This is a genomic window from Curtobacterium sp. MMLR14_002 (assembly GCF_001864975.1).
Taxonomy (GTDB): domain Bacteria; phylum Actinomycetota; class Actinomycetes; order Actinomycetales; family Microbacteriaceae; genus Curtobacterium; species Curtobacterium flaccumfaciens.
Window position 1 is genome coordinate 1 of sequence record NZ_MJGT01000061.1, and the last position, 21,338, is coordinate 21,338.

General features: G+C 72.5%; 20 protein-coding genes. 15 read left to right on the plus strand and 5 right to left on the minus strand.

The window, feature by feature from the left end; all coding sequences use genetic code 11:
• Nucleotides 1-34 precede the first annotated feature (34 nt).
• Entirely contained in the window at nt 35-1,084 is a 1,050-nt protein-coding gene (locus BIU91_RS10925) for a zinc-dependent alcohol dehydrogenase family protein (protein WP_071405473.1), read from the minus strand.
• Nucleotides 1,085-1,164: 80 nt separating this feature from the next.
• Here BIU91_RS10925 and BIU91_RS10930 point away from each other — a divergent pair, with 80 nt between their 5' ends.
• Both BIU91_RS10930 and BIU91_RS10935 read left to right on the plus strand, forming a co-directional pair.
• Nucleotides 1,165-2,109, plus strand: a complete 945-nt coding sequence (locus BIU91_RS10930; protein WP_071405474.1) for a DUF3097 domain-containing protein — start codon at nt 1,165-1,167, stop codon at nt 2,107-2,109.
• 70 nt (nt 2,110-2,179) lie between these two features.
• Nucleotides 2,180-2,833, plus strand: coding sequence for a spermidine/putrescine ABC transporter substrate-binding protein (locus BIU91_RS10935; RefSeq protein ID WP_071405475.1), 654 nt, complete (start codon nt 2,180-2,182; stop codon nt 2,831-2,833).
• Nucleotides 2,834-2,965: 132 nt separating this feature from the next.
• Here BIU91_RS10935 and BIU91_RS10940 read toward each other — a convergent pair whose 3' ends face one another.
• Nucleotides 2,966-3,979 (minus strand): LacI family DNA-binding transcriptional regulator, encoded by a 1,014-nt coding sequence (locus BIU91_RS10940; protein WP_071405476.1) that lies wholly within the window; start codon nt 3,977-3,979, stop codon nt 2,966-2,968.
• Nucleotides 3,976-4,398 (minus strand): DUF3054 domain-containing protein, encoded by a 423-nt coding sequence (locus BIU91_RS10945; protein ID WP_071405477.1) that lies wholly within the window; start codon nt 4,396-4,398, stop codon nt 3,976-3,978. Before BIU91_RS10945 ends, BIU91_RS10940 begins: the two co-directional genes overlap by 4 nt.
• Nucleotides 4,399-4,512: 114 nt before the next feature.
• Between BIU91_RS10945 and BIU91_RS18535 the strand changes: the two genes are divergently transcribed.
• The 9 genes from BIU91_RS18535 (at nt 4,513) to BIU91_RS10990 (ending at nt 14,553) form a co-directional block, all read left to right on the plus strand.
• Nucleotides 4,513-5,463 carry a hypothetical protein gene (locus tag BIU91_RS18535; RefSeq protein WP_071405478.1) on the plus strand — a complete coding sequence of 317 codons (951 nt, stop codon included), beginning with the start codon at nt 4,513-4,515 and terminating at the stop codon, nt 5,461-5,463.
• 271 nt (nt 5,464-5,734) lie between these two features.
• Nucleotides 5,735-6,889 (plus strand): extracellular solute-binding protein, encoded by a 1,155-nt coding sequence (locus BIU91_RS10955; protein WP_071405479.1) that lies wholly within the window; start codon nt 5,735-5,737, stop codon nt 6,887-6,889.
• Nucleotides 6,886-7,920, plus strand: coding sequence for an ABC transporter permease subunit (locus BIU91_RS10960; RefSeq protein ID WP_084741116.1), 1,035 nt, complete (start codon nt 6,886-6,888; stop codon nt 7,918-7,920). The genes BIU91_RS10955 and BIU91_RS10960 overlap by 4 nt, the downstream gene beginning before the upstream one ends.
• Nucleotides 7,917-8,729, plus strand: a complete 813-nt coding sequence (locus BIU91_RS10965; protein WP_017886992.1) for an ABC transporter permease subunit — start codon at nt 7,917-7,919, stop codon at nt 8,727-8,729. Before BIU91_RS10960 ends, BIU91_RS10965 begins: the two co-directional genes overlap by 4 nt.
• 26 nt (nt 8,730-8,755) lie before the next feature.
• Nucleotides 8,756-9,832, plus strand: a complete 1,077-nt coding sequence (locus BIU91_RS10970) for an ABC transporter ATP-binding protein (protein ID WP_228513241.1) — start codon at nt 8,756-8,758, stop codon at nt 9,830-9,832.
• Complete coding sequence (locus BIU91_RS10975; RefSeq protein ID WP_071405481.1) at nt 9,829-11,436, plus strand: inositol monophosphatase family protein; 1,608 nt, start codon at nt 9,829-9,831, stop codon at nt 11,434-11,436. Before BIU91_RS10970 ends, BIU91_RS10975 begins: the two co-directional genes overlap by 4 nt.
• Before the next feature lie 413 nt (nt 11,437-11,849).
• Nucleotides 11,850-12,647 (plus strand): hypothetical protein, encoded by a 798-nt coding sequence (locus tag BIU91_RS10980; RefSeq protein ID WP_071405482.1) that lies wholly within the window; start codon nt 11,850-11,852, stop codon nt 12,645-12,647.
• 59 nt (nt 12,648-12,706) lie between these two features.
• The gene (locus tag BIU91_RS10985) at nt 12,707-13,708 is read left to right on the plus strand and encodes an ATP-binding cassette domain-containing protein (protein WP_071405483.1); all 1,002 of its coding nucleotides are present in this window, start codon (nt 12,707-12,709) and stop codon (nt 13,706-13,708) included.
• Nucleotides 13,705-14,553 (plus strand): ABC transporter permease, encoded by an 849-nt coding sequence (locus tag BIU91_RS10990; protein WP_051596514.1) that lies wholly within the window; start codon nt 13,705-13,707, stop codon nt 14,551-14,553. Before BIU91_RS10985 ends, BIU91_RS10990 begins: the two co-directional genes overlap by 4 nt.
• 15 nt (nt 14,554-14,568) lie before the next feature.
• On the opposite strand, the gene BIU91_RS10995 is transcribed toward BIU91_RS10990, so the two are convergent.
• Together BIU91_RS10995 and BIU91_RS11000 are read right to left on the minus strand one after the other, a co-directional pair.
• Nucleotides 14,569-15,231 carry a response regulator transcription factor gene (locus BIU91_RS10995; RefSeq protein ID WP_071246586.1) on the minus strand — a complete coding sequence of 221 codons (663 nt, stop codon included), beginning with the start codon at nt 15,229-15,231 and terminating at the stop codon, nt 14,569-14,571.
• The gene (locus BIU91_RS11000; RefSeq protein WP_071405484.1) at nt 15,228-16,463 is read right to left on the minus strand and encodes an ATP-binding protein; all 1,236 of its coding nucleotides are present in this window, start codon (nt 16,461-16,463) and stop codon (nt 15,228-15,230) included. The genes BIU91_RS10995 and BIU91_RS11000 overlap by 4 nt, the downstream gene beginning before the upstream one ends.
• Nucleotides 16,464-16,577: 114 nt before the next feature.
• Between BIU91_RS11000 and BIU91_RS11005 the strand changes: the two genes are divergently transcribed.
• The 4 genes from BIU91_RS11005 (at nt 16,578) to BIU91_RS11020 (ending at nt 21,322) form a co-directional block, all read left to right on the plus strand.
• The gene (locus BIU91_RS11005; protein ID WP_171907820.1) at nt 16,578-17,972 is read left to right on the plus strand and encodes a PspC domain-containing protein; all 1,395 of its coding nucleotides are present in this window, start codon (nt 16,578-16,580) and stop codon (nt 17,970-17,972) included.
• 11 nt (nt 17,973-17,983) lie between these two features.
• The gene (locus tag BIU91_RS11010; RefSeq protein ID WP_071405486.1) at nt 17,984-18,262 is read left to right on the plus strand and encodes a hypothetical protein; all 279 of its coding nucleotides are present in this window, start codon (nt 17,984-17,986) and stop codon (nt 18,260-18,262) included.
• A gap of 154 nt (nt 18,263-18,416) precedes the next feature.
• Nucleotides 18,417-20,318: an amino acid transporter gene (locus tag BIU91_RS11015; RefSeq protein ID WP_231495623.1), complete on the plus strand. Its 1,902-nt coding sequence runs from the start codon at nt 18,417-18,419 to the stop codon at nt 20,316-20,318.
• On the plus strand, nt 20,315-21,322 hold the full coding sequence (locus BIU91_RS11020) for a DMT family transporter (protein WP_071405487.1): 1,008 nt from the start codon (nt 20,315-20,317) through the stop codon (nt 21,320-21,322). The genes BIU91_RS11015 and BIU91_RS11020 overlap by 4 nt, the downstream gene beginning before the upstream one ends.
• Nucleotides 21,323-21,338: the final 16 nt, after the last annotated feature.

Here is a 21,338-nt window from a genome sequence, read left to right on the forward strand (position 1 = left end):
CGTCCGTCTGCCGGTGCGTCCACGACGCGCGCCGCTACGGGCGCAGCAGCACCTTGATGGCCCGGCGCTCGTCCATCGCGCGGTAGGCCTCGGCGGCCTCGTCGAGCGGCAGCTCGAGGTCGAAGACGCGACCGGGGTCGATCGCGCCGGACAGCACGTCGGGCAGCAGCTCGGGGATGTACTTCCGGGCCGGGGCCATGCCGCCCGCGATGGCGATGTTCGTGTCGAACAGGTAGCGCGTGCCGATGGTCGGCACCCCGTGCGGGACCCCGACGAAGCCGACGTTGCCACCGGGGCGCACCGAGTGCAGCGCCTGGTCCATGCTCTCCTCGGTGCCGACGGCCTCGACCCCGCAGTCGGCCAGGTCGCCGCCGAGCAGCGCGCGGACCGCCGCGACGCCCTCGTCGCCGCGCTCCGCCACGATGTCGGTGGCACCGAACTCGCGGGCGAGTGCCTGCCGGTCGGCGTGGCGGCTCATCGCGATGATGCGCTCCGCCCCGAGCCGCTTCGAGGCGAGCACGGCGGACAGGCCGACTGCCCCGTCGCCGACCACGACGACGGTCTTGCCGGGGCCGACCGCTGCCGACACCGCGGCGTGGTGGCCGGTCGAGAAGACGTCGGACAGGGTGAGCAGCGACGGCACCAGGGCCCGGTCGACCGGACCGGGGACCGCGACGAGCGTGGCGTCGGCGTCCGGGATCCGCACGTACTCGGCCTGTGCGCCGCCGACGGGGTCGCCGTACGCGTCCGTGCTGCCGAACCCGGACAGGTGGTCGCAGCCGGTGGTCATGCCGTTGCGGCAGGCCTGGCAGGTGCCGTCGTTCATGGTGAAGGGGGAGATGACGAAGTCGCCCTCGTGCAGGCCGGTGACGTCGTCACCGACGGCGACGACCTCGCCGACGAGCTCGTGTCCGATCGGCCGCGGCTGCTTCGTCTCGGTGACGCCGCGGTAGGGCCAGAGGTCCGATCCGCAGACACAGGCCGCGAGGACCTTGACGACGACGTCCTTTCCGGACAGCAGCCCGGGTCGGTCGCGCTCCTCGACGCGGATGTCGTTCGGGGCGTGGATGATCGCTGCGCGCACGGGCGGGCCTTCCGTCGAGATGATGGGGAACCGGCGCGGTCGACGTCGTCCGGGCCGTCGTCGACAGTACCCTCGTGCGGGTGGACGACGACCGGTACGGCGGCGATGTGCTCTCGGGGGACTGGCGCTCGCGCGGGGTGAAGAAGGTGCGGCAGGTGCCGCTCGAACGGGACATGGTGCTCGAGGACCCGGACTCCGGGTGGGCCGGTGCCGTGGTGGGACTCGAGGCCGGCAACATCGCGCTCGAGGACTGGAAGGGCCGCACGCGCTCCTTCCCCTTCACCGGGCAGTTCCTGCTCGAGGGTGAGCTGGTGACGCTGGGGCGGCCGTTGGCGCCGGTCGGGCGGTCTGCCGCAGCCGCTGCCGGCTCGCCGGGTTCGCTGGGTTCCGTTCATTCGGACTGGAGGCCCGGGGGCGCGCCCGCCGTGCGGCAGGCGTCCGACGGTGGTCGCCTCCGCACCGCGTCCGGATCGTTCGCCGTGGAGTCGCAGCGTGCTCGGGTGGCGCTCCCCAGCCGCATCATGGTCGAGGGCAAGCACGACGCGGAACTCGTCGAGAAGGTGTGGGGCGCCGACCTGCGCGTCGAGGGCGTCGTGGTCGAGGAACTCTCCGGCGTCGACAACCTGGCCGCCGTGCTCGACGAGTTCCAGCCGACGCGGGAGCGCCGGGTCGGGGTCCTGGTCGACCACCTGGTGCCCGGGTCGAAGGAGTCCCGCTTCGCCGACGCCGTGATGCGTGGCAAGTGGGGCGCGCACGTGCTCGTCGTCGGGCACCCGTTCGTCGACGTCTGGCAGTCGGTCAAGCCGGCGCGGGTCGGGCTGCGGGCGTGGCCGACGATCCCGCGCTCGATCGAGTGGAAGGCGGGCATCTGCCAGGCACTCGGCTGGCCGCACGCCGAGCAGGCCGACATCGCCAGGGCATGGCAGCGGATCCTCGGGCAGGTGCGCACCTTCGCCGACCTCGAGCCGGAGCTGCTCGGCCGTGTCGAGGAGCTGATCGACTTCGTGACGGAACCACAGGCCTGAGAACCGGCGGATTGCCCGACCGGCGCGGTGTGCCGGGGGTGATCCGCGCCTCCAGGCCTACTGTTGAGGGATGGACGGCATCGACGGTCGCGTGCGGGGCGCGGTCGACCTGTGGCTGCGCTGGCTGCCGCGCTGGCAGATCGGGACCGCCCGCCCGCGCACGCGCATCTGCCGGAAGTGCACCGGGTCCCCGATCGCCGCGGCCGCCGGGTTCGGACCCGACGTGCCGCACGCCGTCCAGCACGCGCTGATCGGGCGGATCTCGACCATCGTCGAGGACGCCGTCGACGGCTACACGGCGAAGAACCTGCCGCTGCTGCAGCGGGAACTGGAGCGGGCGGCGGCACGGAAGCGGCACGCCGGGTACCAGCCGGCCGAGGGGTTGTCGCCGGAGTTCCAGGGCCTCGACGTGGACCCCGAGCCGTCGCCGGGGTCGCCGTTCCTGTTCACCCTCGGCGAGCTGGCCGGCACCGGTGCGGGGGAGCAGACGCCGCGCGAGCCGCTGTCCGACGAGGCGAAGGCTGCGCTCCGGCACGAGATCGCGCTGTCCGACGAGTGCGCGCGGTCGACCGGTACCGCGGTGTGCCTGGCGCTCATCGACCACCGGCCGCGGATCGCCGAGGCCGTGGAACGCCTGGTGGAGCCGCAGATCGAGGCGCTGGTGTCGGACATGTTCCGCGGGTTCGACGGGCCCGAGGACGGGCCGCGCAGCGGGCTGTTCTAGGCGCGGGCGCGGGCGCGGGTGCGTTCGGTGCGAGGTTCCGTACTCGGTGCGAGGGCCGTCCGGCCGCACCGAGTACAGAACCTCGCACCGTTCGCACGGCTCCTCGCACGGTGCGAGGTCGGGGGATCGGCGTCAGCGGGGGAGCAGGGTGCGGCCGGGGATCACGGTGCCGCGCAGTGAGCGGTGCTCGACCGGGCGCGTGGGGTCGTCGATGCGGCCGATGACGAGGTCAATGGCCTCGCGGCCGATGCGCTCGATCGGTTGCTCGAGTGTCGTGAAGCCGATCCAGTCGCTCGCCAGCGGGTAGACGCCGTCGAACCCGGTGACGGAGAGGTCGCGCGGGACCTCGACACCGCGGCGGGCGAGCGCTTCGCACACGTCGAGCATGAGCCGGTCGGTCGGGCACATCACCGCGGTCACGCCCGACTCCTGCACGGCGTCCACCAGGTCGGCGGCGAGGTCGTCGGGTGGCCGCACGAAGCTCGCGTCGATGTCGATCACCCGGACACCACGTGCTCGAAGCCGCTCGAGCATCGCCGACGACCGCGCGTGCTGCGTGATCGCGTTGTCGAGCGGGACCGTGAACACCGCGGCCGTGGTGTGGCCGGCATCGGCGACGGCGTCCGCGATGGAAGCCCCACCGTCGACCTCGTCGCAGTAGACGCTCGAGAGCGCCGGGTGCAGCTCGGGCCGACCCGCGACGACGGTGGCGATGCGGGGCGCGAACTCGGCGATGTCGGCGGACGGCATCAGGCCGCTGCACACGACGAGCCCGTCGACGCGCATGGACACGAGTGCGGCGAGGGCGGACTTCTCGTCCTCGACACGACCGACGCCCGTCGTGGTGACGACGCGGTAGCCGAGCTCCGACGCGCGGCGCTCCATCACGGCGTGCAGTGCGGTGTAGACCATCGACGATGCATCACGGACGAGCATCCCGATCGTGTTCGTGCGACCGCTGACCAGCCCGCGAGCCATCGCGTTCGCGACGTACCCGAGCTCGGCTGCCGCGCGTTCGACGCGCTCGCGGGTCTCGTCCGAGAACCGTCCGGTCCCGGAGAGCACGCGGCTCACCGCCGACTTCGAGACCCCCGCACGTGCGGCGACGTCGAGGATCGTCGGTTGGGAACCGCGGCTGCCGTTCACGCGTCGGACGCTGCGGCGTCCCGTCGCGACCGCGACGCGGTGAACCGGAGCACACCGCGGGCGATCGCGCGCCAGCCAAGCAGGAACACCCCGAGCACGATCGTCGCGACGATGACGAACGAGATCGGCAGCGGGTTGCCGTCGACGTCCCCCTGCCCGGTGGCGACGCGGATGGCCAGACCGACGAAGACCGTGAGGACCCAGACCACGACACCGGTCGGCCAGAAGCGCAGCGGTCGAGCCCAGGCACCGCTCGTCACGTACCCGATCGCCCAACCCGCCAGGAACGGGTAGGCGGTGGTCCAGAGCGCCAGCGCTGTGTTGGCCTCACCGTGCGACGAGCGCCCGACCAGCGCGAAGACGACGATGAGGACGACGTCGATGACGGCTGCGAGCCAACCCCAGGTGCGTGCGTTCACCCGCTCATTCTCGCAGCTGCTGATTCATCCGCTCGCGACTGTGGATGGACGCCGCTGTCCACAGCCTGATCCGGCCGCACTCGCACCGTGCGGGTGTCCGCCAGCATCCGATGCATGGCTGCTCATCCCCGTTTCCCCGCCGTCCCCGACTGCACGGTCCTCGTCGCGCACGAGTCACGGCCGGACGAGGCCGCGGCGATCCGGGTCCGGGCCCGCGCTGGGGAACTGGTCCGCATCGCGCACGGCCGGTACGCGGACGCCGAGCGGTGGAAGGGCCTCCGCCCCGAGCAGCGGCACCACGTGCTCGTGCGATCACTCGTCGACCGGATCAGACCTCGCTTCGTCGTGTCGCACCTGTCGGCGGCAGCGGTCATCGGTGTGCCGCACGTGGGCCGGTGGCCGGAACGAGTCCACCTGACCAGCCCCGGGCGCGATGCGCGGACGACCAACGCGACGTTCGTCGTGCACGCCGACTTCGACCCGTCGATGGCGGGCACGTGGCGGTTCCGCGCGGACGACCTGACGCTGACGGGGTTCGACAGGACGGCCGTGGACCTCGCCATGACCTTGCCGATGACGGAAGCGGTGGTGGCCCTCGACCGGCTCCTCGCCCTCGGCGCGGACCGCGACGCCGTCCTGGACGGGGTCGCGCGGCGGGGACGGAAGGGCCGGCGCCGTGCCCTGCGGTCCGTCGGTTTCGCGGACCCAGCCGCTGACTCGGTGGGGGAGTCGCTGGTCCGGGTCCGCCTGGACGAGTACGGCGCTCCCACCCCGGTGCTGCAACGACGCTTCACCACCCCGGGCGAGCCGGACATCGTCGTGGACTTCTGGCTCCCGGACCAGGGCGTGGTGATCGAGTTCGACGGTGAGGTGAAGTACCGCGATGCAGCGCTGCGCGGAGGGCGGTCGGCGGAGGACGTCGTCATCGCGGAGAAGTACCGCGAGGACCGCTTGCGCTCCTTCCCCGAGGTGCGCGGTGTGATCCGGTACGGCTGGAAGGACGTGTGGGACGAGTCCGCGTTCCGCGCGAAGCTCCGGAATGCCCGGGTACCGATGTCACGGTGACCTCGCACGGTGCGAGGGGCGGCGCGAACGGTGCGAGGTTCCGTACTCGGTGCAGGGCTCCAGGGCGGGCACGGAGTACGGAACCTCGCACCAGAGCGAGCACCGCACCCGGAGTTCACCCGGCGGCGACGCCGGCGGCACCCGGAGTTCACCCGGCAGCGCCACACTCGACCCCGGCGCGGGAACGTTCCCACACCGCCCGCACGAACCCCGCACACCCGCACGCCCCCACCCCGCACACCCCACGCACCACGGAACAGGGAGAACCCACGTGAAGACCCGAGTCCTCGCCGGCCTCGCCATCGCGGCAGCCGCGACCGTCGCACTCTCCGGCTGCGTCCAGAGCGCCAACGCCTCGAACGCCTCCGACACCGACGGCACCACCGACCTCACCGTGTTCATCAGCGGCGACACCAACGTCCAGGACCTCTGGGACAAGTCGCTCATCCCCGCTTTCGAGAAGGCGAACCCGAAGATCCACGTCAGCACGAGCATTGACCTGCACGGCGAGCACGACGCCCAGACCCAGGCGAACCTCGCCACCGCGGTCAAGGCCGGCAAGTCCGTCGCGTACGACCTCGTCGACGCCGGCTTCGTCACCACCGCCGGCAAGGCCGGGCTGATGGCACCGGTCAGCGACAGCACGATCCCGAACCTGAAGGACGTCCCGGACGCCACGAAGCAGCAGGGCGGCGACAGCGCCATCCCGTACCGCGCCTCGAGCGTGCTGCTGGCGTACGACGCGAAGAAGGTCACGGACCCGCCGAAGACCCTCGACGACCTGCTCTCCTGGATCAAGGCCAACCCGGGCGAGTTCGCCTACAACTCCCCGTCGTCCGGCGGTTCGGGTGGTTCGTTCGTGGCCACGGTGCTCGCGAAGTACCTGACGCCCGCCGAGCAGGAGACGATGCAGACGAAGTACGACAAGTCGCTCGAGTCCAAGTGGGACAAGGGCTTCGCGGCCCTGAAGGACCTCGGCCCGTCGACGTACCAGAAGGGCGTCTACCCGAACGGCAACGACCAGGTCGTGCAGCTGCTCGGCAGTGGCCAGATCGCGATGGCCCCGGTCTGGAGCGACCAGTTCATCACGTCGCAGAAGACCGGCATCATCCCGGAGACCGTCAAGGCCGTGCAGATCGACGACCCGTCGTTCACCGGCAGCGCGAGCTTCCTCGGCATCCCCAAGACCGAGCCGAAGGCCAAGAAGGCGGCAGCCGAGAAGCTCGCCGACTTCGTGCTCAGCGCGAAGGGGCAGCAGCTCGTCGCGAGCGCCGTCTCCGGCTACCCGGTGATCCCGCTCGACAGCCTGCCGGCGTCGGTCGCCGAGCAGTTCGCCGACGCGAACCCCTCGCAGCTCCGCCTCGGGTTCCAGAGCGACTTCGCCGCCGACATGAACGCGGCGTGGGACGCGAAGGTCCCGCAGTGACCCAGACCGTCCAGGACGGCCCGGCAACCGGCCGGGAGGCCCGTGGCGACTCCGCCAGGGGCCTCCCGCCCGTCCCGCCCCACGCCCAGGGCCCGGCGCACCCCGCCAGCGGGCGCACGGCGCAGGAGCGGCTGGCCCGCCGCCGGCGCTGGCAGGGCCTCGCCCTCGTCGCCGCCCCGGTGCTGGTCGTCGTCCTGTTCGTCGGCGTCCCGGTGGTGAACGCCGCCCTGTTCAGCCTCGGGTTCACCGGCGGCCTGAACCAGGCGCTCGCCGACATCGGCGGCGACACCGTGCGCGGCTTCTCGTTCGCGGTCTACGCGACCCTGCTCGGCAACGCCACGTTCCTGCGTGACCTGGTCGCGACGCTCGGGGTGACGGCACTGTCGACCGGCCTGACGGTGGGGCTCGCCGTCGTCGTCGCGGTGATCCTGCGGCTCCGCGGAGGCTTCCTCGGCAAGACCCTCAGCGTCCTGGCCGTGGTGCCGATCTTCGTGCCGGTGGTCATCGCGAGTTGGTCGATCCTGACCTTCACCGACGCGCAGGGGTTCCTCCGGAGCCTCGGTGCGCAGTTCGGCCTCGACGTCCCGGTGTGGGGCTACACCCTCGTCGCCGTGGTGTTCGGCAGCGTCTGGACCAGCCTGCCGTTCGCGGTGCTCATGATCGCCGGGGCGCTGCAGGGCACACCGGACGCCCTGGTCGAGGCCGCGAAGGACGCCGGGGCGAGCACCTGGCGCGTCGTCTGGCAGGTGCTCCTGCCGATGGCCGCGACCCCGCTCGTCATCGCGACGACGTTCACCGTGATCGGTGTGCTCGGTTCGTTCACCGTGCCGTACTTCACCGGTCCGAACGCGCCGACGATGCTCGGCGTCGACATCTCGAAGTACTTCCAGGCCTACAACCGTCCGCAGCAATCGACGGCGATGGCGTTCATCGTGTTCGCGTTCGCCGCGGCCGCGAGCGTCTTCTACCTCCGCTCGACGGTCCGCTCGAACGCGGGCGAGCTCGACAAGAAGCGTCAGGAGCAGCAGTGATCAAGCGTCTGACCGGCAACGCCCTCGTCTGGGCGACGGCGATCGTGCTGGCCGTGTTCATCCTCGGGCCGCTCGTCTGGCTGGCCGCCCGGGCCTTCGCCACGACGTGGACCTACCCGAACCTGCTGCCCGACGGCTGGACCCTGCAGTGGTGGGGCACCGTGTTCGAGGACCGCAGCCTGGCCGTCGCGGTGCAGAACTCGCTCGTCCTCGCCCCGCTCACGGTCCTCATCGCCGCGGTGGTCTGCCTGCCCGCCGCGTGGGCGATCAGCCGCATCGAGTTCCCTGGGCGGCGCCTCGTGCTCGTCGGGCTGTTCGCCACGAACGCGTTCCCGAAGATGGGCCTCTTCGTCACGATGTCGGCGATGTTCACCGCGCTGAACCTCATGAACACGGTCACCGGCATCCTGATCGTGCACGTCCTGGGCTGCGTCGTCTTCATGACGTGGCTGCCCGCCGCTGCCTTCTCGGCCGTGCCGCGGTCCCTCGAGGAAGCCGCCCGCGACGCCGGGGCCAGCCGCTGGCGCACCTTCTGGAAGGTGACGTTCCCGATCGCCTGGCCCGGGATCCTCGTCGCGATGGTGATGTCGTTCCTGGCGTCCTTCGACGAGGCGCAGGGCACGTACCTGGTCGGCGCCCCGACGTACATGACGATGCCGACGGCGATGTACTCGCTCGTCCTGAACTCCCCACGCCAGGTCTCGGCGGTGTTCGCGATCGCGCTGAGCATCCCGTCCGTGGTCCTGCTGCTGCTCGCCCGGAAGCACATCATGGGCGGCCGACTGGCAGATGGCTTCCAGATCCGATGACCCACACCAGCACGAAAGGCGACCAGATGACGGATGCAACGCTCGTCGCGGAACGCGCACCGGGCCTCCAGGCCGACGGCAGCACGACGGACCGGACCCGCTCCGGCGGCCTCACCATCCGCGGACTGCGCAAGACGCTCGGCGGGCGCGACGTCGTCGCCGGCATCGACCTCGACGTCGCGAAGGGCGAGCTCGTCTCGCTCCTCGGGCCGTCCGGCTGCGGCAAGACCACGACGCTCCGCATGGTGGCGGGGTTCCTGCCCGCCGACGGCGGCGTCGTGACCATGGGGGACCGCGACGTCACGTCGCTCGGTCCGGAGCGCCGGCCGAGCGCGATGGTGTTCCAGAACTACGCGCTCTGGCCGCACATGACGGTGACGCAGAACGTCGCGTTCCCGCTGCGGACCCGACGGGTGCCGAAGGCGCGGGTCGCCGAGCGGGTGCGCGACGCGCTCGAGCTCGTCGGCCTCAGCCACCACGCCGGCTCGAAGCCGACCGCGATCTCGGGCGGTGAGCAGCAGCGCGTGGCCCTGGCCCGCGCCATCGTGCAGGAGCCGGACGTCCTGCTCCTCGACGAACCGCTGTCGAACCTCGACGCGAAGCTCCGCGTGAGCGTCCGCGACGAGATCCGCCGCATCCAGCAGCGCCTCGGCATCACGACCGTGATCGTGACGCACGACCAGGACGAAGCGCTCAGCATCTCCGACCGGATCGCCGTCATGCACGACGGCCGCATCGAGCAGATCGCGACCCCGACCGAGCTCTACGCCCGCCCCGCCACGAGCTTCGTCGCGTCGTTCATCGGGTCGACGAGCGTCGTCACCGGCCGGTTCCTCGCCGGCACCTCGGTCAGCCCGACGGCGGCCGACACGGTGCTGGTCCGCCCCGAGCAGGTCGCGCTCACCGACGACTCGCCCATCCGCGCGACGGTCGCGCGGGTGCTCATGCGCGGGCACTTCGCCGAGGTCGTGCTCAGCACCGACGGCGCGGAGCTCCGTGCCTACGTCACCGGGCCACCACCGGCGGTCGGCACCGAGACCGGGGTGCGCCTGGGCGAGGTGCTCGTCCACCGCGACGGCGTGCTGCTCGAGGTCGCCCGATGAGCGCCGGGGTCCCGACGTCGGCGGTCTCCGCTGCGGCTGCGGTCGACCGTGTGGTCGCCACCAGCCCGGACGGGAGGCCCGGCGTGCGTCCGCCACGCCTCGTCGCCCACCGCGGTGCGCCGCGCGTCCGGCGTGAGAACACCCTGCCCGCCATCGCGGTCGCCGAGGCGCTCGGCGCCGAGGTGATCGAGGTCGACGTCCGCCGCACCGCCGACGGTGTCGCCGTCCTGCTGCACGACGAGACCCTCGGCCGGATGTGGGGCGACGCCCGCCGGGTGTCCGACGTCGACTGGTGCGACGTCGCCCGGCTCGGCAACGGTCTCGACCGGATCCCGCGGCTCGACGGCGCGCTCGAACGCCTCGACGGCTGCCGGTCGACCCTGCTCGTCGACCTGACCGACGCCGAGGACGCCCTGGTCGCGGCCCGCACCGTCGCGGGCTTCACCGGCTCCACCGCGGTGGCCTGGTGCGGGGCACCGGCCGCGATGGCGGCCGTCCGCTCCGTGCTGCCCGACGCCGACGTCTGGCTGGCGTGGGAGTCGCTCGACCCGCCCGTGTCGGCGGACCTCGAGGCGCTCGAGCCGTCGACGCTCAACCTCGACGTCGCGTTCCTCACCCCGCGCACCGTCGAGGTCGCGCACGCCCTGGGTCTGCGCGTCGCCGTCTGGACCATCGACGACGTCGAGCCCGCGATCTGGGCAGCCCGGCTCGGTGTCGACTCGATCACCACCAACGACGTCGGGTCCATCGGGGCAGCCCTGTCGGCGGCCGAGCGCGACGGCTGGCCCGAGCGCGACCGCGAGCCCACCGAGACCGAGGTCGCCTCGCGCGCCCAGGCCCTGGCCCACCGCATCGCCCACGAGGTCATCGCCTACACGCGTGAGCACCCGGTCAGCGAGGTCCACACCAAGGCGAACCCCGCCGACCTGGTCACCGACGTCGACCGCCTGGTGGAGCAGCACGTCCGCTCCCGCGTGCGGATGGTGTTCCCGACGCACGGGTTCACCGGCGAGGAGTACGGCGAGGCCCCCGGCGACCGCCACCGCTGGTTCCTCGACCCCGTCGACGGCACCACCAACCTGGCGAACGGTGTGCCCTGGACCTCGATGTCGCTCTGCCTGACCCGTGGCGGCCGTCCGCTCGTCGGGGTCGTCGCGGACCCCTGGCGCGGCGAGGTGCTCGAGGCCCGACGCGGCCGCGGCGCCACCCTGCGCGACCGCCAGCTCCGACTCGACGACACACCCCGTCCGCTCGCCGGCGCCGTCGTCGGCACCGAGCTCGACGGACACCGCCCGTGGCCGGGGTTCGGGGCGTTCCTCGACGCCCTGGCCGACCGGTCGTGCACGCTCCGGGTGCAGGGATCGGGCACGTTGACGATCGCGCAGGTCGCGGCCGGGCGGGGGATCGGCGGCTGCGTCTCGGCGTTCAACCCGGTCGACCACGGTGCCGCGGTTCTGCTCGTGCACGAGGCCGGGGGCGTCGTGCTGACGCGGTCCGGCCCCGTCGAGGGCTTCCCGCCCGTGGGGGAGCCGTTCCTCGTGGCGCACCCGGGGGCCGCGGATGAGCTGCACGCGGTGTGGACGGCGGCGCTCGCCGCGGGGTGAGCACGGTGCTGGGTCTGCGATGCGGTGCGGGGTTGGCTGCTGGGTGCGGTGCTGCAAGCGTGCACGGTGCTGGGAACCGCGCACGGGGTGCGCAGGTGCGCACGGTGCGGACTGGAGGCGCGGTGCCAGCCCGGCACGCGCCTCCCGGCCGGTGGGTGGTGCGCACGGTGCGGAGTCGGCGATCCGGTGCGGGGTTGGCTGCCGGGTGCGGCGCTGCAAGCGCGCACGGGGCTGGGAACCGCGCACGGGGTGTGCAGGTGGGCACGGTGCGGACTGGGGCGCGGTGCCAGCCCGGCACGCGCCTCCCGGCCGACTCTGAGCGGGCGCTCAGTCATCCGACGCCGGGGGTTCGTAGTGTTGCAGTCCACGACGGGTCCGACCGGGCCCGCCGTGCACCCGAAGGAGCATCGACCATGGGATTCCTCGACCGCCTGCTCGGACGTCCGGAGCGTGACCGATCCGCTGACGCACAGCAGAACCAGTGGGGGCAGCCGCCGCAGCAGCAGGGCTACCGGTACGGCCAGCAGTCCTACCAGCAGCCGGCGCCGTCCGCACCGCAGGGCGCAGGCGACCAGTACGGCGTCCCGCAGTGGGGCGGTGCGCCGACGCAGCAGCAGGGCGCGACGACCGACGACGAACGTGCGGTCGAGCGCTACCGCTACCTGCTCCGCACGGCACCGCCGGAGCGCATCGAGGAGGTCCACGCCGAGGCCTTCGCCAAGCTGACCGACGAGCAGCGCCGCATGGTCTACGACGAGTTCACCCGGACCGCGCCTCCCGGTGAGGCGCCCCGTGGCGACGACCCCCGCTCGCTCGCCCAGTCGGCGACCCGCTCCGAGATCCGCCAGCCGGGCTTCATGGAGCGCTCGCTCGGCGGCGTCGGCGGTGGCGGCGGACGCTTCGGCGGCCAGCGCGGCGGTCCGTCGTTCGGCAGCATGATCGGCGCCTCGATCCTCGGGACCGTGGCCGGCTACGTCATCGGTTCGGCGATCATGAGCGCGTTCCTGCCGGACCCCGGTTCGTTCGATGGCGGTACCGACGCTGCGGGTGACGGTGGTTCGGAGGACACTGGTGCTGAATCCGGCGATGCCGGGGCGTCCGACGGCGGCGCATCCGACGGCGGCGGCTTCGACAATGCGGGCTGGGGCGACAGCGGATCCGACTTCGGCGGTGGCTTCAGCGACTTCGGTGGTGGTGACTTCGACGTCTGAGTGACGTCCGCCGCTCCACCGGACCCCCGGGTACCCACCGTGTCCGACGAAGGAGCGACATGGCCATCATCGAAGCCTCCGGGCTGACCAAGACCTACAAGTCGAAGTCCGGGCCGGTGCACGCGCTGGCCGGACTCGACCTGTCGGTGCCGCAGGGCACCGTGAAGGCGCTGCTCGGGCCGAACGGCGCGGGCAAGACCACGGTGGTGAAGGTGCTCACCACCCTCATCACGCCCGACTCGGGCACCGCGACGATCGACGGCATCGACGTGATCGCCGACCCGCAGGCCACTCGGCGGTCCATCGGGGTGTCCGGGCAGTACGCGGCGGTCGACGAGAACCTGACCGGGTTCGAGAACCTCGAGATGATCGGGCGGCTCTACCACCTGGGCCGCCGGACAGCGCGCGATCGTGCCCGGGAGCTCATCGACGTCTTCGACCTGTCCGAGGCGGGGGACCGTCCGGTGAAGGGCTTCTCCGGCGGCATGCGGCGACGCATCGACCTCGCCGGGGCGCTGGTGATGAACCCGCGCGTGCTGTTCCTCGACGAACCGACGACCGGCCTCGACCCCCGAAGCCGTCTGGCGCTCTGGGGCATCATCGAGGACCTCGTGGCCGAGGGGGCGACGGTGCTCCTCACCACCCAGTACCTGGAAGAAGCCGACCGGCTCGCCGACGACATCGCGGTCATCGACGACGGCGCGGTCATCGCCGAGGGCACCGCGGACCAGCTCAAGGCGCAGGTCGGCGGGCACCGGGTGGTCGTGACCCTGGTCGACGAGGCCGACGGCGATGCGGCGACCACGGTGCTGCGGCGGTACGGGGTCGGCGAGGTCGAGACCTCGGGCGACGGCCGCACCCGTGCCATCGCGGTGGAGGCCGGTCCGGCAGCCCTGCAGCGCGTGCTCGCCGACCTGGGCGAGGCCGGCATCGAACTCCACGACGCCGGCATGCGACGCCCGACCCTCGACGACGTCTTCCTCCGCCTGACCGGACACGCCGCGACGGACGACGACGCCGGTGAACCCGCGGCGACCAAGCAGAAGGAGACGGCACGATGACCACCACGTCCCTCGCGCCGGGCCGCCAGCTGCCCGTCGTCGTCACCTCGCCGCTCGCCGTCTGGGTCGAGGACGGCTGGACCGTCACCAAGCGGAACCTCATCAAGCTCAAGCGGTCGCCGGACATGCTCGTGTTCGCCGTGCTGCAGCCGATCATGTTCGTGCTGCTGTTCAGCCAGGTCTACGGCGGTGCCATCCAGGTGCAGGGGACCGACTACACGCAGTTCCTGATGGCGGGGATCTTCGCGCAGACCGTGGTGTTCGGTGCGACGTTCTCCGGGTCGGCGATGGCGCAGGACCTGAAGGAGGGGCTGATCGACCGGTTCCGGACGCTGCCGATGTCGGCGTCCGCCGTGCTGGTGGGGCGCACGAACTCCGACCTCGTCCTGAACTCGATCTCGATGGCGATCATGATGCTCACCGGGCTCGCGGTCGGGTGGCGGGTGAACTCGTCGCCGCTCGAGTTCCTGGCCGGCATCGCCCTGCTGCTGCTGTTCAGCTACGCGTTCAGCTGGGTCATGGCGCTGCTCGGCATGAGCGTCAAGACGCCCGAGGTCATCAACAACGCCTCGTTCATGATCCTCTTCCCGCTGACGTTCATCTCGAACGCGTTCGTGCCGAGCGACACCCTGCCGCTGGTGCTGCGCGTGTTCGCGGAGTGGAACCCGGTGTCGTCGCTCGTGCAGGCCGCGCGAGAGCTGTTCGGCAACGTCGGGTCCGCCCCGGTACCGGACATCTGGACGATGCAGCACCCCGTGCTGACCGTCCTGATCGGGATCGCCGTGATGCTCGTGGTCTTCGTGCCGTGGGCGGTGAACAAGTACACCAGGATCAGCGCGAAGTGACGCCGGCGTGGGCGCTCAGAGCAGCTTGCGCTGCAGCGCCCACGCGGTCAGCTCGTGCCGGTTCGACAGCTGGAGCTTCCGCAGGACCTTCGACACGTGTGTCTCGACGGTCTTCACCGAGATGAACAGCTCCGTCGCGACCTCCTTGTAGGCGTACCCGCGCGCGATGAGCCGCATGACCTCCTGCTCGCGGGCGGACAGGCGGTCCAGCTCGGCGTCGTGCTGCGCCGTCTCGCCGCTGACCGCCCCGAACGCGTCGAGCACGAAGCCGGCCAGGCGCGGAGAGAACACCGCGTCCCCGTCCGCCACGCGGGCCACGGCCTCGGCGACCTCGGCACTCGACGAGCTCTTCGTGATGTACCCGCGGGCGCCGGCGCGGATGACCCGCACCACGTCGTCGGCGGCGTCCGACACGCTCAGCGCGAGGAACCGGGTGTCCGGGTTCCCCGGTGCGGACCGCGTGATGACCTCGGCACCGCCGCCGCCGGCGCCGCCCGGCAGGTGCACGTCGAGCAGGACGACGCGCGGGCGGGTGGCCGCGACGAGCGTCACGGCTTCGTCGACGGTCGCCGCCTCACCCACGACCTGGAGGCCCGGTGGCAGCCCGGCGCGCACGCCGGCTCGGAAGATGGAGTGGTCGTCGACGATCGCGACGGTCAACGGGGCGGGCTCGGTCATGCGTGCTCCTCGTCCTGGGCCGCGGGTGCGAGCGGCAGCGTCAGCCGGACCTCGGTGCCGGTGCGGCCCGGCCCCGGCGCGATGGTCGCGTGGCCGCCGAGGCGCTGCATCCGGCCGACGATCGACTCGCGGACGCCGTACCGGCCCGCGGGCACGGAGTCGACGTCGAACCCCGGGCCGCGGTCGCGGATGCTGAGTTCGACCCGGTCACCGGCGGTCTCGGCGTACACGCTCACGGTCCCACCGGCGTGCCGGGCGGCGTTGAGCATCGCCTCGCGGGCGGCGGCGACGAGCCCGTCCGGCAGGTCGCTGCGGGCGGGTCCGACCGCGATGACCTCGATGCGGGCGGGGTACTCGGCCTCGATGTCCACGGCGGCGTCCCGAAGCTGCGTGCCGAGGTCGCGCGCCGGTTCCGCCCGCTCGGTGAAGAGCCAGGACCGCAGTTCGCGCTCCTGCGCCCGCGCCAGCCGTGCCGCGTCCGAACCCGGCTCGGCCTTCTGCTGGATGAGGGCGAGGGTCTGCAGCACCGAGTCGTGCAGGTGCGCCGCGAACTCGGCCCGCTCGAGGTCGCGGACGCGGGCGGCGCGTTCCTCGGCGAGGTCGCGGACGAGCCGGACCACCCACGGGGCGACCACGACGGCGACGCCGACCAGGACGGCGACCGCGGCGGTGAGCACGGTCCAGACGTTCGGACGGCTGCTCGTCGTGAAGAACAGCAGGATGCCGAGCACGACGAGCACCAGGGCCCCGAGCGCCCGGACGACGAGGGCGGAGGACCCGGCCGTACGGACGTTGCGGAGTGCGTCGAACTGCCGCCAGGCGAGTGCGGCGCCGGTGACGACCACGACGCCGGGGACGACGACCTCGAGGGGGACTGCCATCCCCATCCGCGCTGCGACCACCGCGCCGGCGGCGGCGAGCAGGGCCAGGCCGAGCAGGATCTCGACGACCGGGGCACGCCGGGCGGACGCGGTGGTCTCGTCCTGGTCGACGACGGCGGCCGGGGTCAGCACGGACTTGAGCGGTGCACGTCCGGCGGCTGCCCCGACGGCCGCGCTCGGCACGGTCGCCCAGAGCCAGGCGTAGAGCAGCAGCCCGGCGCCACCGCAGACCACCAGGACCGCGGTGGCGAGCCGGACGGCCCCGACCGGCAACCCGGTGTGCGCCGCGAACCCGCTGCAGACCCCGCCGACGACCCTGGGGGTCGGGCGCGTCATCGTCGCGGAGGCCATGGGGCAATCCTGGCACCCGGACGGCGGTCGCAGCAGGGTCCGGGGCCGGGATCAGGGACCGGTCAGGGGGAACCCCGATGGTGCCGACGCACCGCTGCCGGGATGCTGGTGGCCATGACCGATCACCAGCACGACTCCGCTCCCGGCACCGCCGCCGGCAGCGCCGACTCGACGACCCGGTTCTTCGACTGGGTCCGCGGCCTCGGCATCGCGCGCACCGACGACCGCTGGCTCGCCGGCGTGTGCGGTGCCGTCGCCCGCCGCACCGGGCTCGACCCGCTCGTGGTCCGCGGCGTGACGATCGTCGTCGCGCTGCTGGGCGGGCCGGTCTTCCTCGCCTACGCCGTCGGCTGGGCGCTGCTGCCCGACACCGCCGGACGCATCCACGTCGAGCGGATGATCCGCGGGGTCCTCGACCCGGCGCTCATCGCGATCGGCGCCTTCGTGGCGCTCACCTTCGTGCCCGCCGCCCGCGGCCTCTGGTGGCAGGGGGTCCCGGACGCCTGGGGGATGCCCGACTGGCTCGAGGCGACCCTGGCCACGGCGTGGAGCATCGTGCTCGTCGGCGGGATCGTCTGGCTCATCGTGGTCCTGGCCCGACGCGGGGTGGACGGCGAGCGGACCGCGAGCACGGGCACCGGCAACGACCCGACCGCTGCACCGCGGGGCGACTTCTGGACCAGCCCCGAGGAGCCGCACCCGGCCCGGAACGCGTGGACCGCGGCGTCGACCGGCGCGACGGACGCCGGACGGGCCTCCTGGCAGTGGGGTGCACCCGCGAGCCCCGAGGACCGGCGACGGCAGCACGAGGAGCGGATGCGCGTCGAACGCGAGCGGGCGGCCGAACGGCGGGCCGAGCGGGCGGAACGGCGCCCCGGGGCGGCGTACGTCGCCGTGTCCCTCGGACTCGCACTCGTCGCCGGAGCCGGGGTCGCGTTCTGGGCGCAGCAGGCCGGGTGGTCCGTCCCGGTCCTCGGGATCGCTGCCGCGCTCGCGGTGCTGGCGATCGCGACGATCGTCGCCGGGGTCCGCGGACGTGACGACGACGTGCTCGGACTGTTCTCGACGGTCGCAGCGGTGGCCCTGGTGGTCACCGGGGTCCTGCCCGCCGGCACCCAGGTCTCGCTGATCGGCGGCACCACGTGGCAGGTGGAACGGGCCGCCCCGGGGACCGAACGGAACTTCGCGATGCTCGCCGGCGGTCCGACGCTGGACCTCCGCGAGCTCGAACCGTCGGCGGTCGGGGGCGACGTGAGTCTCTGGCTGGGCGCCGGAGGAGCCGAGGTGCTGCTGCCGACCGACCTGCCGGTGCGGGTCGAGGTGAGCGGCGTCGGCTACGGCGTCGACACCGGCGGAGGCGACGACGACGGCACCGGTGGGGTGCTCCGGACCACCACGCTCGAGAACCGTGCGGCACGCACGGCCGATGCGGACGAGACGACGACGGTGCACCTGTGGATCCTCGGCGGCGGCGTCGAAGTGCCGCGGGCGATCACGGTCGGCGAGTGAGGAACGGGACGATGACGAACGACGGAACGACCAACGACGAGACGACTGTGCCGACGGCCTCCCCGGCGGCTCCCGACGGGCCCACGGCACCGCCCCGTCGAGGTGGTCCACGGTTCGGCACGATCCTGTGGGGCGTGCTGCTGCTGGTGTTCGCCGGGGCGATGGCCGTGAGTGCGCTGCCGATGTTCTCAGTGGACACCACGACCCTGCTGCTCGCCGCCTGCATCGCCGCCGGCGTGCTGCTGGTCGTGGCGGGGATCGTGGCGACACTGTCCCGCACACGGCGCTAGTCGGACCGCTCCGTGCACAGGACCGTCCGGGTGTGCACGGGGGTCACCCGGACGGCTTAGCATCATCCACGTGACCGCGACAGACGCCGAGCGGGCCGCCCAGCGCGACGCCACCGAGCAGCCCCTCGACCGCAGCACCCGCCTGCGCCGGTGGATGCTGCACGGGGCCGACCAGGGAGCCTCCCACCAGGGCCCGCACCAGGTCGAGGTCGAGAAGACCCACCCGTGGTGGCGGGTCATGTGCCTGACCGGCGTCGACTACTTCTCCACCCTCGGCTACCAGCCCGCCATCGCCGCGCTCGCCGCGGGTCTGCTGTCGCCGATCGCGACGATCGTCCTCGTCCTCGTCACGCTGTTCGGGGCGCTGCCGGTCTACCGCCGGATCGCCCACGACAGCTTCCGGGGCGCCGGGTCGATCATGATGCTCGAGAAGCTCCTGCCGTGGTGGGCGGGCAAGCTCCTCGTGCTGGTGCTGCTCGGGTTCGCCGTGACGGACTTCATGATCACGATGACCCTGTCGGCGGCCGACGCCACGGCGCACATCGCCGAGAACCCGTACACGCCGCACTGGTTCACCGAGATCCCGGTGCCGCTCACCCTGGCGCTGCTGCTCCTGCTCGGCATCGTGTTCCTGCGCGGGTTCAAGGAGGCCATCGGCATCGCGGTCGGCCTCGTCGCGGTGTTCCTCGCCCTGAACGCCGTCGTCATCATCGTCGCCCTCTGGCACGTGTTCGAGAACCCGATGGTGGCGAGCGACTGGTGGTCCGGGCTGACGGCGCAGCACAGCAACCCGCTCGTGATGGTCGGCATCGCCCTGATCGTGTTCCCGAAGCTCGCGCTCGGGCTCTCCGGGTTCGAGACCGGTGTCGCGGTGATGCCGCAGGTCCGCGGCGACGCCAGCGACGACACCAGCGACCGACCCGAGGGCCGGATCCGCGGCACCAAGCGACTGCTGACCGTCGCGGCGCTCATCATGAGCTCGTTCCTCATCACGTCGTCGATCGTGACGACGTTCCTCATCCCGCAGCGCGAGTTCCAGCCAGGCGGCGGTGCGAACGGGCGTGCCCTGGCCTACCTGGCGCACGAGTACATGGGCGGCGTGTTCGGGTCGATCTACGACTTCTCGACCGTCGCCATCCTGTGGTTCGCCGGCGCGAGTGCGATGGCGGGACTCCTCAACCTGGTGCCGCGGTTCCTGCCCCGCTACGGCATGGCACCGCAGTGGGCGCGTGCGGTGCGTCCCCTCGTGATCATCTTCACGCTCATCGCGTTCGTCATCACGATCATCTTCCAGGCCGACGTCGACGCCCAGGGTGGCGCCTACGCCACGGGCGTGCTGGTGCTCATCACGAGCGCAGCGGTCGCGGTGACGCTGTCCGCGCGCCGCAAGCAGCAGCGCAAGCGCACCATCGCGTTCGGTGTCATCTCGGTCGTGTTCGTCTACACCACGGTCGCCAACGTCATCGAGCGGCCCGACGGCGTGCGGATCGCGGCGATCTTCATCATCGCGATCGTCGTGGTGTCGCTCATCTCGCGCGTGCGGCGTTCGTTCGAGCTCCGGGCGTCGTCGATCGAGCTCGACGCGACCGCCCGGCAGTTCGTCGAGGCCGACGCCGACCAGTTCAGCTCCGTCTGCATCATCGCGAACGAACCCGGTGCCGGCACGGCCGAGGCGTACCGGGCGAAGGGGCGCGAGGAACGCCGCGACTCCGGCATCCCGGCCCGCGTGCCGACGATGTTCCTCGAGGTCCTGCCCGCCGACTCCTCCGACTTCGAAGAGGACCTGGTGGTCGAAGGCCACGTCATCCACGGGTTCCGCGTGCTCAAGGTCCGCTCCGGCAACGTCCCGAACACCATCGCGTCGACGCTCCTCGCCATCCGCGACCTCGCCGGGGTGGTGCCGAGCATCTACTTCGAGTGGAACGAGGGCAGCCCGATCCGCAACGCCCTGCGCTTCGTGTTCACCGGTGCCGGCGACGTCGCCCCCGTCACGCGCGAGGTCCTGCGCGAAGCGGAACCCGAAGTGAACCGACGGCCGAGCGTCCACGTCTCGTGAGCCACGGACCGGGCGCGGGGCGTGCCTCCAGGCCCGTCGGCGGCCTGGCGGCGATCGCGGTCGCCGCGGCAGTCTGGGGCACCACCGGGACCGCGACGCACTTCGCGCCCGGTGTGCCGGCGTTCGTGTTCGGTGCGGTCACCTTCGGGCTCGGCGGCCTCGTGCTCGCCGCGACCGCTGGTCGGGGCACGCTGCGTGCCGTCGCCCAGCGCCGGACCCGCTGCTGGGCACTGCTCGGCGCCGCGTCGCTCGTCGTCTACGCGGTCGCGTTCTACGCGGCCCTCGCCGACGCCGGGGTCGCGCTCGGCACGACCCTGGCCATCGGCTCGTCGCCCGTCTTCGCCGGCCTGGTCGAGTGGGTCGCCGACCGCAGACGCGTCACCCGGCGGTGGGTCGTCGCCACCCTGGTGAGCGTGGTCGGCATGGTCGTCGTCACCCTCGCGCGCTCCGAGCACGACGGTGGCGGGCGGTCACTCGCGGTCGGCGTCGGCAGCGCCCTGGTCGCCGGTCTGACGTACGCGCTGTACTCGTGGGCGGTGGCGCGGGGGATGCACGCCGCGACGAGCCGGATGCCGATCGCCGTCGGTCGCGCGGAGTCCGACAGCATGCCGGTCGGTGGGGACGTCGGGGTCGCAGCCGCACGGGCTGCCCGCGGGCCGAACGAACGCGGGCTCGTCGGCGCGGTGTTCGGGGTGGCCGCGGTGCCGCTCGTCGTGCTCGCCGTGGTGGCGGGCGGGCCGTTCCTGACCGACGCCGGCAACTGGCCGGTGTTCCTGTACCTGGCGCTGGTGCCGACGGTGATCGGGCACTCGCTGTACGCGCTCGGCCTCCGGACGGTGACGGCGTCGGTCGCGACGCTGCTGTCGCTGCTCGAGCCCGTCGTGGCCGCGGTGCTGGCGGTGCTCGTGGTGGGGGAGCGCCTGGGCGTCGGCGGATGGGCCGGCATCGTGCTGGTGGTCGCCGGGCTGTCCGTGCTGGCGCTGCCCGCGCGGCGCGCCCGCTGATCAGCGGCGGCGCCCG